Source organism: Streptomyces sp. NPDC043876, assembly GCF_056435825.1.
In genome coordinates this window covers 1-12,160 of the sequence record NZ_JBWKDV010000034.1, presented here as the reverse complement: position 1 = coordinate 12,160, position 12,160 = coordinate 1, and the positions used below count along the sequence as shown (strand labels likewise).

Below are 12,160 nucleotides of genomic sequence, written 5' to 3'. Positions count from 1 at the left end.
GACACCAGATAGTGAGCCAGCCGGTTCGCCCGCACATCCAGCTCCGCGAACGACACCCCCACACCATCAGCCACCACCGCCACCGCATCCGGCGACCGCACCACCTGCGCCTCGAACAACCCCACCACCGAAGCGTCCGCAACCTCGGCGGCAGTGTCATTCCAACCGGACAACACCGTCGCCAGCTCATCCGGACCCAGCACATTCACCCGGCTCAGGCGCACACCCGGATCGTCAGAGACCACGTCCAGGACCCGCGACCAGTACCCGGCGATCCGCCCAGCCCATGCCTCGTCGAACAGATCCGCGGCCACCGTCACCGAACCCCGAAGACCCAACGCCACACCCTGCGCGTCGAAAGCCTCCGACACCATCACATCCACATCGAACTTCGCCGTGGTCTTGCCCGCAGTCAGCTCTGCCGATACCCCTCCGGCCTGCACCCCTGGCAGGTCGAGTACCGCGTCGATGGTGTCCTGCTTGGTCAGAACCACCTGGAAGAGGGGGTGACGGGCCATCGAACGGCTGGGAGCCAGCTCCTCGACCAGCTTCTCGAAGGGCACGTCCTGGTGCGCATGCGCCGACAGGCCCCGCTCACGCGCCCGCGCCAGCAGCTCACGGAAGGTCGGGTCACCCGACAGATCGGCACGCAGCACCAGGGTATTGACGAAGCAGCCCACGAGGTTGTCCAGCGCTTCATCGGTGCGTCCGGCATTGGCCGAGCCGATCGGGATGTCAGTCCCCGCCCCCAGCCGGGACAGCAGCAGCGCCAGCGCCGCCTGGAACACCATGAACGTGGTCACACCCTCAGCGCGCGCCACCTCCACCAGACGGGCGTGCACCTCCGCCGGCACCACCAGCGGCACACTGTGCCCCTGATGCGAAGCCACCGCCGGACGCTGCTGGTCGAACGGCAGCCCCAGCTCCTCCGGAGCACCCGCCAACTCCTCACGCCAGTAAGCCACCTGGCGAGAAATCAGACTTTCCGGGTCCTGCTCGTCACCCAGCAGCTCACGCTGCCACAGCGCGTAATCCGCGTACTGCACCGGCAGCGGCTCCCACTCCGGAGCCCCACCCGCACACCGCGCCGCATAAGCAGCCGACACATCCTGAGCCAACGGACCCATCGACCAACCGTCGGTCGCGATGTGGTGGGTGGTCAACACGACGAGGTGCTCGTCCTGCGCGACGGAGAAAAGCCAGGCACGGATGGGCACTTCAGTGGCGAGGTCGAACGCGTACCGCTCCGCGTCGGCGACCGCTCCGGCGAGCCGGGACGGGGGGACCTCGACGGTCTCCAGTTGCCAGGCCAGTTCGGCCAGGTCGACGATCTGCTGGTACGGCTGACCGTCCTCAGCCACGGAGAACACCGTGCGCAGGACTTCGTGCCGTTCCAGGACGTCCCTGAACGCCGCGCCCAGTGCCACCTGGTCCACCGCACCCGTCAGACGCAGGGTGACGGACATGTTGTAGGTCTCGCTGGGGCCCTCCAGCTGGCCGATGAACCACAGACGACGCTGCGCGAACGACAGCGGAACCCGCTCCGGACGCGCCCCCGCCGTCAGCGCCACCCGTGCCCTATCGGCCCCTGCCAGCCGCTCGGCAAGCCGGGCCACCGTCGGCGCCTCGAACAGCATCCGCAGCGAAACCTCGACACCCAGCACCGTACGCACCCGACTCACCAGACGCGTCGCCAACAACGAATGCCCACCCAGCGCGAAGAAATCGTCGTCAACCCCAACGCTCTCCACACCCAGCACCTGCGCGAAAGCCCCGCACAACAACTCCTCCTGGAGCGACACCGGACCACGACCGACACCACCCGCGTACTCAGGGGCCGGCAGAGCCTTACGGTCCAGCTTCCCGTTCACGGTGAACGGCAGCGCGTCCAGGACCACGACGTCCGAGGGCACCATGTGCTTCGGCAGCCGGGCGGCCGCGAACGCCTTCACCTCGGCAGGAAGACCCTCGGCGCCCTGAATCGGCACCACGTAGGCGACCAGCCGCACATCGCCCGGCACGTCCTCACGCGCGATCACCGCCGCCTGCGCCACGTACGCATGCCCCGCGACCACCGACTGGACCTCACCCGGCTCGATCCGGAAACCACGGACCTTCACCTGCTCATCCGCACGACCCACATACTCAAGCCGGCCATCCGCAGCCCACCGCGCCACATCACCACTGCGATACATCCGCGCACCCGGCTCGAACGGACACGCGACGAACCGCTCAGCCGTCACGCCCGCCCGACCCACATAACCACGCGCAACACCCGCACCCGCGATGTACAGCTCACCCGCCACACCCACCGGAACCGGCCGAAGACCCCCGTCCAGCACATACAGCCGCGTATTCGCGACCGGACGCCCGATCGCAACCGACTCACCGACCTCATCACCCGCACGAACCTCAAGAACACAGCACCCGACCACCGTCTCCGTCGGACCGTACTCATTGACCACCACCGAACCCGGCGCCCGCTCCAGCCACGCACGCACCGAAGCACCCGCCAACGCCTCACCACCGACCACCACCGTGCCGGCCATCCCCGCCACCTGCTCATCCGAAAGCAGCTCACCCAGCAGCGGAAGATGACCCGGTACGACCTTCACCAGGCCGAACCCGGCAGACTGACGCACCACCTCCGCCAGCCCCTCGGCACCGCCTGCACGACTGACCACCACAGGCGAGCCCGACACCAGCGGCACCAGCACACTGGTCACCGTCAGGTCGAACGCCAGCGAAGAGTGCAGCGGCGCACCACCCTCGGTCCCATACGCACCCGCCGCCCAGCGCACGTAATTCGCGAGACCGCCATGGGTCACCACCACACCCTTCGGCCGGCCCGTCGAACCCGACGTGAACATCACATACGCCGCGGACTCCGCCAGCACCACCCGATCCGGGACCACCCCGCCCAGAGCCGCGAGCGCAGCCGCCGTCCCCGGCTCGTCCAGCACCACCCGCCTCACACCTTCAGGCAGCACACCCTCCACCGCAGACGCGGCAACCACAGCCACCGCACCAGCGTCACCGAGCATGAACGCCACCCGCTCCGCCGGATACTCCGGATCCACCGGCAGATATGCACCACCGGCACGCCACACCGCGAGGATCGACACGACCATGTCGACGCCACGCGGCAGGCACAGACCCACCACCGACTCCACACCCACACCCACACCCACCAGGTGCTCAGCCAGTCGGCTCACCCGCGCGTCCAACTCCGCGAACGACACCTCCACACCATCGGCAACCACCGCCACCGCACCCGGCGACCGCACCACCTGCTCCTCGAACAACCCCGGCACCAACACCCCGCCGAGATCAACCGCAGTGTTGTTCCACTCCACCAGCAGCCGACGACGCTCCACGTCATCCACCACCTCAACCGTGCTCAGCGGAAGGTCAGCACCACCGTCGAGCGCGGTCTCCCAGGCATCTGCGAGTTTGGTGACGGCAGTGCGGAGCAACATGCCCACAGCCCGCGGGTCGATCGGAGCCACCGCGTCCACGGCGAGCCCGAGACGACTACCGTTGTCGTCCACCGAGACGGTCAACGGGTAGTTGTTGGCCTCCCGCGAGTAGACCGTACGGATGCCCAGGACGTCAGCCGGTCCGTCCGGCGCTGCCGGCAGCCCCGCGTTGTGGCGGTAGTTGAAGAGGGAGGTGAACAGCGGGGTGTCAGCCGGCACACCACTCGCCTGTTGAGCCAGGACCAGCGGCGCCTGCTCGTGTCCCAGCAGACCGGCGAGCTGACCTCGCATCGCATGCAGCGACTCCAGTGCACCGAGGCCGTTGGTACGCACCCGTACCGGGAGCGTGTTGATGAACGGACCCGGGACCCGCTCGGAACCCGCTCCTGAGTTCATCCGGCCGAACAGAACGGTGCCGAAGACCACGTCGTCACGGCCGCTGAGGACGCCGAGCACCCGCGCCCACGCCACGTGCATCAGGGTCGCCGGACTGGTGGCCGCTCGGCGCGCGACCTCCCGGAGCCTTTCGCCCAGCCCCTCTTCCAGGACGATCAGTTCCCGGACCGAATCGGCCCCGTCACCGCGCACGTCGACCTGTCCGTAAGGGGCCGTCGGCTCGGTCACGTCTCCGAGCAGGTCGGCGAAGTACCGCTCGTGCTCCGAGCGTTGCGACCCGTTCCGGGAATGAGCCACGAAGGTCCGGAACGGCAGCGGATCCGGCAGTTCGTCGCCACGGCCGGTGAGGAAGGCGTCGACCTCGCCGAGCAGCACTTCCAGCGCCGTGTGGTCCTGCGCCATGTGGTGCACGGTCACCAGCGCGAGCCAGCGGTTCGCGTCGGGCTCCGCGGCGGCGATGTGAATGTTGATCAGGGGTGCCCGCCCCAGGTCCACGGTGAGACCGCCGGCGGCCAGCAACTGGTCGACGGGCGCCGGTCCCTCCGGGTCGATGGACAGCTCGGCCACCGGGAGTTCCGCGCGTCGCCAGACGACCTGAACCGGTTCGCGCAGGCCTTCCCACACGATCGACGTGCGCAGGATGTCGTGGCGGTCCACCACCTGCTGGAGCGCGCCCAAAAAGGCGTCCAGCAGAGGGCGGGTGTCGAATTCCAGGACGGTCGGCAGGACGTAGGCGTCCTCACCGCCGTCGGCCAGCAGGTGGTGGTAGAGCAGACCTTCCTGGAGCGGGGCCAGGGGATAGACGTCCGCGACGTTAGCTGCGCCGCCCTCGACCGTCGCGACGAGACGGCCAATCTCCTCCGCGGTCAGTTCGACCAGCGGCAGCATCGCCGGGGTGATCTCGGCCGCGTTCACGGGGATCAGGTTGTCCGGAATGACCACCTGCTCCCCGCCGACCGCGGCGGCGGCGAGCCCGGCCGGAGTCGGCGACTGGAACAGAGCCCTCACCGACACCGACACGCCACGCTCACGCAGCCGCTCCACCAGCCGTATCGCCAGCAGCGAATGCCCGCCCAGCGCAAAGAAGTCGTCGTCCACGCCGACACCGTCCAGGCCCAGGACGTCGGCGAAGACCGCGCAGAGCACCTCTTCGCGGGCATTGGCCGGCCCACGTCCGGAACCCGACACATACTCCGGGGCGGGCAGGGCCTTGCGGTCCAGCTTCCCGTTCACCGACAGCGGCAGCGCCTCCAGCACCACCACAGCCGACGGAACCATATACGCCGGCAGCCGCCCGGCAACGAAGTCCCGAACCGAGGCAACCAACCCCGCAACGCCCGTGTCCGCGACGACGTACGCAACCAGACGCTTGTCCCCCGGCACGTCCTCACGCGCCACGACCACAGCCTGCGCAACGAGCGGATGCGCGGCCACCACGGACTGGACCTCACCCAGCTCGATCCGGAAACCACGCACCTTCACCTGCTCATCGACCCGGCCCAGATACTCCACCTGGCCTGCCGCACTCCACCGCACCAGGTCACCCGTGCGATACAACCGCTCACCCGAACCGAACGGACTGGCAACGAACCGCTCCGCACTCAGACCAGGACGGTTCAAATACCCCCGCGCCAGCCCCGCACCCGCGATATACAACTCACCCGCCACACCCACCGGCACCGGCCGCAAGCCCGCATCCAGCACGAACATCCGCACATTCGAGATCGGCCGGCCAATCGGCACAACCCCCTCAACATCACCCTCCGCAAACCAGGCAGACGCATACACCGTCGCTTCAGTCGGACCATAAATATTGGCAACCCGCACACCCGCAACCGCCCGCCGGACAGCCGCCACCACATCCGCGGTCAACGCCTCACCCGCCAGGACCACCGTCCCCGGCCGCGCCCCCAGCCCACCCGACGCCAGAATCTGCGAAAACGCCGACGGAACACCACTGACCAGCGACACACCCCCCACACCACGCCCGCCATCAGCAAGCGCCAGGAGATCGGGCACCATCTCCACACAACCACCCGACACCAGCGGACCGAACACCTCGAACACCGACACATCAAAATTCAGCGACGTCGAAGCCAGCACCCGCTCAAAACCACAACCACCGAACTCACCGGCAGCCCACGACAACAGACCCACCACCGAACGATGCTCAACCACCACACCCTTCGGACGGCCCGTCGAACCCGACGTATACATCACATACGCCGGATGCCCGGGCAACACCCCACCACGAGCCGCCACACCCCCATCCAGACCGGCCAGCAACTCCACCGTCTCCGCCGCATCCACCACCACCACACGCACACCTGCCGGAACCACACCCACAGTCCCCACCGACGCCAAAACCACCACCGGCGCCGCATCCTGGACCATGAACGCAACCCGGTCCACCGGATAGCCCGGATCCACCGGCAGATACGCACCACCCGCCTTCAGCACACCCAACAGCGCGACCACCGCATCAACACCACGCTCAAGACACACCCCGACCACAGACTCAGGGCCCACACCCAAGCCCATCAAATGCCGGGCAAGACGATTCGCCCGTACATCCAACCCCTCATACGAAACCTCAACACCAGCCGACACCACAGCAACCGCATCAGGCGTCCGCGCCACCTGCGCCTCGAACAAATCCGCCACCGTACCCGCAGGCACCACAGCAGACGTGTCATTCCACTCAACAACAACCCGACGACGCTCCACGTCATCCAGCACATCAACCGCACCAAGCCGGAGCTCGGGGTCGGCGACGAGCTGTTCCATCAGCCGAGTCCAGCGAGTCACCAGTCGCTCGGCCGACTCCAGGTCGAACAGATCGACGGCCGTGATCACCGAGCCGTGCAGGCCGGCCGGCGCACCCGTGGCGTCGAAGAGCTCGCTCGCGCTCACCTCGAGGTCGACCTTGGCAGCAGCCGGGGCCGGCACGCCGGGAGCGTCGACACCGGTCGGCCCGCTCCCCGGTGCCGCCCCCTCCTCCATGGTGAGCATCACCTGGAAGAGCGGGTGGCGGGCCAGCGAACGAGTCGGCGCCAGCTCCTCGACCAGCTTCTCGAACGGTACGTCCTGGTGGGCGAACGCCTCCCAGCCGGTCTCCCGGACCCGTCCGAGTACCTCGCGGAACGTCGGGTCTCCCGACAGGTCCGTACGCAGAACCAGCGTGTTGACGAAGAAGCCGACGAGGTCGTCCAGTGCCACGTCGGTACGTCCGGCCACGGCCACACCGACCGGAATGTCGGTGCCGGCGCCGAGGCGGGAGAGCAGCACCGCCAGCGTGGCCTGGAGGACCATGAAGACGGTGGCGCCCTCGGCCTGTGCGAGTTCCACCATCCGGGCGTGCACGTCGGCCGGGACCGCCAGCGGCAGACTGCGGCCCTGGTGGCTCGCCACGGCCGGGCGGCCGTGGTCAAAGGGCAGTTCCAGCTCTTCCGGGATGTCGGCCAGCGCCTGCCGCCAGTAGGCGATCTGGCCGGCGGCCACGCTCTGCGGGTCGGCCGTGTCGCCGAGCAGCTCGCGCTGCCAGAGCGCGTAGTCGGCGTACTGCACCGGCAGCGGCTCCCACTCGGGAGCGTGGCCTGCGGAACGGGCCTCGTACGCCACGCGCACGTCCCGCGACAGCGGGCCCACGGACCAGCCGTCACTGGCAATGTGGTGGACCACCACGACGAGGACGTGCTCCTCGTGGCCGGTGGAGAGCAGCGAAGCGCGTATCGGTGCTTCGGCGGACAGGTCGAAGGCGTATCCCTTGGCCGTGGCGATCGCGACGTCCAGGTCGGCGGGCGCCACCTCCTCCGTCGTGAGTTCCCACTGGAGCTCGTCGAGCTCGAGGATCTGCTGGTAGGGCTCGCCGTCTTCGACTCCGAAGACGGTGCGCAGCACCTCGTGGCGTCCGATGACGTCCCGCAGGGCCGCGTTCAGGGCAGCCCGGTCGAGGGAGCTCGACAGCCTCAGCACCATCGGGATGTTGTAGGTCGCGCCGGGGCCTTCGAGCTGGTCGATGAACCACAGACGACGCTGGGCGAATGACAAGGGAATCATCAGGACTCCTTCTGGTTGCGCATCGGCCGCAGCGCCGGCCTAGCTGACTCTTGTGTTCCAAGTTGCTTTGCAAGTCCTGCCACCGTCGGCGCCGCCAACAGCACCCTCAGTGGTACCTCCACACCCATCACTGCCCGGATCTGACTGATCAGCCGGACCGCCAGCAGTGAGTGCCCGCCCAACGCGAAGAAGTCGTCGTCCACGCCGACCGTCGGGAGTCCGAGTACTCGGGCGAACACGTCGCAGAGGGACTTTTCCTGACGGTTCGAAGGCTTGCGCCCGGCGCTCGCCATGGCTGCGAAGTCCGGCGCCGGGAGGGCCTTGCGGTCGAGCTTCCCGTTCACCGAGAGCGGGAACGCCTCAAGCACCACGACCGCTGCCGGAACCATGTAGCCGGGCAGGTGCGTTCCGACGAATTCGCGGATCCGGCCGGGAAGTTCCGCGCCTCCGTCGGCCACGACGTACGCCACGAGGCGCTTGTCTCCCGGGCGGTCCTCTCGGGCGAGTACCGCAGCCTGGGACACCTGCGGGTGGGCGGCCACCACCGTTTCGACCTCGCCGAGCTCGATGCGGAAACCGCGGATCTTCACCTGGTCGTCCGCCCGGCCCAGGTACTCCAGCCGTCCTTCCTGGTCCCAGCGCACCAGGTCACCCGTGCGGTACATCCGGTCGGCGGACTCGAAGGGACAGGCGACGAAACGCTCTGCCGTCAGCGCCGACCGTCCCAGATAGCCGCGTGCCAGGCTGGCGCCCGCAAGATACAGCTCGCCGACGATCCCCGCACCGACCGGACGGAGCGCACCGTCCAGCACGAAAGCGCGCGTGTTCGCGAGCGGCCGGCCCACCAGCGGCACCACGGTTTCCGCCGCGTCGACCCACAGCGTGTCCACGCTGGCCTCGGTCGGGCCGTACAGGTTGACGCACCGGGTGCCTTCGGCGGCCCGCGCCCGCTCCCACAGTGCCGTACCCGCGGCCTCGCCACCGAGCAGCAGCACCTTGGGACGGTGCACCGGGTCCTCCAGCAGGCCTTCCTCGACCAGCTGCTCGGCGTAGCTGGGGGTGACATCCAGGACCTCGATGCCGTTCTCCGCGATGTGCCGCACCAGCAGGGACGCGTCACGGCGCAGGTCGTCCGGGATCACGTGGAGCTCGTGACCGGCCGCCATCCACAGCAGCCCTTCCCACGAGGTGTCGAAGGACAGCGACGCCGTCAGCGCCACCCGCATACGCCGCCCGGCACGGGCGATCACACCCGCACGGTGGAATCCCGACAGGTTGCTCAGGCCCTCGTGCGGGATGACCACGCCCTTCGGACGGCCCGTCGAACCGGAGGTGTAGATCACGTATGCCGGGTGCCCGGGCAGGGGCGCCGCCCACTCGCCCTCACCGCGCGGGTCCACCGGCAGGGCGGCAAGCGCCTGCTCGACTTCGGGTGCGTCCAGGGGCACCAGCCGGGCATCGCAGGACGACACCAGCTCCACCGTCGTCCCCTCACACAGGACCGCCACCGGCCGGGCGTCCTCCAGCATGTACGCGACACGGTCCGCCGGATACTCCGGATCCACCGGCATGTACGCCCCGCCGGCCTTCAGCACGGCCAGCAGCGCGACCACCACGCCGACCCCGCGCTCCATCGCTACGGCCACCACCGACTCCGGACCCACGCCCAGAGCCACCAGATGCCGGGCGAGCCGGTTCGCCCGCCCCTCCAGCTCCACGAACGACAGCTCCCCGTCCGCGGCCACAACAGCCCTCGCATCCGGAGTCAGTACCGCCTGGGCCGCGAACTGATCCGCGTACGTCGCAGTCCCGAAATCCGCCGCCGTGTCGTTCCACGCGGCCAGAACACGATGCCGCTCGTCCGCGTCCAACACGTCCACGGCGCCCAGCGGCACGTCCTCGCAGCCGTCCAGCGCCCGTTCCAACGCCGCCACCAGATTCCCGGTCGCGGTACTGAGCAGCAGACCCACAGCCCGCGGATCGATCGGCGCGACCGCGTCCACGGCCAGCCCCAGGTCCGTGCCGTCGTCGTCGACCGAGACCGACAACGGGAAGTTGTCGCGCTCCTGGCCGAACAGTGGCCTGATGCCGCCCGGCTCGGCGCCCGCGGCCCGCTCCGCGCCCGGCTCGGCGGTTCGGGCAAGGTTGTGCCGGTAGTTGAGCATCGAGGTGAACAGAGGTGTGCTGCCGGCCACTCCGCTGGCCTGCTGCGCCACCGCGAGCGGGGCGTGCTCGTGCTCCAACAGGTCGGCCAGCTGGTCACGCATGGCAGAAATCGCCTCCCGCGCACCGAGCACCCCGGTACGCACACGTACCGGCAGGGTGTTGATGAAGGGGCCCGGTACCCGGTGCGACCCTGCGCCGGCGTTCATCCGGCCGAACAGCACCGTGCCGAACACGACATCATCCCGGCCGCTCACGGCGGCCAGCAGCCGCGACCACGCCACATGCATCACAGTGGCCGGACTGGCTCCCAGCCGCCGTGCCACATCGCGCAGCCTCCCACTCACCTCGGCGGAGATCGGCGTGAAGACCCGACGCGAGTCTGCGCCGTTACCCCGCACATCGACCAGCCCGAACGGCGCCGTCGGCTCGGTCACATCACCCAGCAGCCCGGCGAAGTACCGCTCGTGCTCGGCACGCGCCGCCCCGCCCCGGGCCTGCGCCACGAAGTCGCGGAACGGCAGCGGGTCCGGCAGCGTATCGCCGCGCCCGGAGAGGAAGGCGTCGACCTCCTCGAAGACGATTTCCAGTGCGGTGTGGTCCTGCACCATGTGGTGCACCATCACCAGGGCCAGCCACTGATCACCCTCGGGGGCCGGCGCCGCCAGCATCCGGATCAGCGGGGCCTGCACGATGTCCATCGACAGGCCGCCGGCTGCGACCAGTTGCCGGACCGGGTCCGCGTCCTGTGGGTCCAGTGCCACTTCGGTCACCGGGAGGACCGCGTGGCGCCGCACCACCTGGACCGGCTCCCGCAGCCCCTCCCACACGATGGAGGTGCGGAAGATGTCGTGCCGGTCGATGACCTGCTGCAAGGCTGCGGTGAAGCCGTCGAGCCGCTCACGCGAGTCGAACTCCAGCACCGTGGGCATGACGTAGGCGTCCTCGCCGCCGTCGGCCAACAGATGGTGGAACAGCAGACCCTCCTGGAGAGGAGCCAGGGGATAGACATCCGCGATGTTGGCTGCCCCGCCCTCGACGGTGGCAACGATCCGCTCGATCTCACCCGAGTCCAGATCCACCAGCGGGAGCATCCCCGGCGTGATCTCCACCGCATCCGCGGGGATCAGGTTCGGCGGGACCTCCACCCGTACCGGCCCCGCCGCCGTCGCGAGACCTGCCACCGTCGGGGTCTGGAACAGCGCCCGCACCGACACCGACACCCCACGCAGACGCAACTGCTCCACGAGCTGAATCGCCATCAGCGAGTGGCCGCCGAGGGCGAAGAAGTCGTCATCGACACCCACACTGTCGAGACCGAGAACCTGCGCAAAGACAGCACACAACACCTCTTCGCGTGCATTGGCCGGCCCACGACCAGACCCGGCGGTGTACTCCGGGACGGGCAGCGCCTTACGGTCGAGCTTGCCGTTCACCGTCACCGGCAGAACATCCAGCACCACAACAGCCGAAGGCACCATGTACTCCGGCAGCCGGGAACCCGCGAACGCCCGCACCGAAGCCGGCAGACCATCCACCCCCACAGCCGGAACCACATAAGCCACCAGACGCACATCACCCGGCACGTCCTCACGTGCGACCACCGCGGCCTGCGCGACCTGCGGATGCGCGGCCACCACCGTCTGGACCTCACCCGGCTCGATCCGCAAACCACGGATCTTCACCTGCTCATCCACACGCCCCAAATACTCCACCTGCCCACCCGCGGACCACCGGGCGACATCCCCCGTCCGGTACAACCGCTCACCACAACCGAACGGACTGGCGACAAACCGCTCCGCCGTCAGCCCCGGACGCCCCACATAGCCACGCGCCAGCTGGACCCCTGCGAGGTAGAGCTCACCGGCCACACCCACCGGAACCGGCCCAAGCGCCGCGTCCAGCACGAACACCCGCGTATTCGCGACCGGAGCACCGATCGGCACCACACCCGTCCTCTGCTCCGAGCGGCACTGCCACGACGTCACGTCAACCGACGCCTCCGTCGGCCCATACAAGTTGTGCAGCTCCACCCCCTCTCCGAACACCTCGAAGAAACGGGC

At 68.8% G+C, this 12,160-nt stretch carries 2 protein-coding genes; both read right to left on the bottom strand.

Annotated features, from left to right (window positions below):
- Positions 1–7,934, bottom strand: a 7,934-nt coding sequence (locus AC0693_RS38440; protein ID WP_478804579.1) for an amino acid adenylation domain-containing protein, incomplete at its 3' end; no start/stop codon positions are given.
- The coding region (locus AC0693_RS38435) for an amino acid adenylation domain-containing protein (RefSeq protein ID WP_478804578.1) at positions 7,934–12,160 on the bottom strand (4,227 nt) is incomplete at its 5' end. The genes AC0693_RS38435 and AC0693_RS38440, both read right to left, overlap by 1 nt.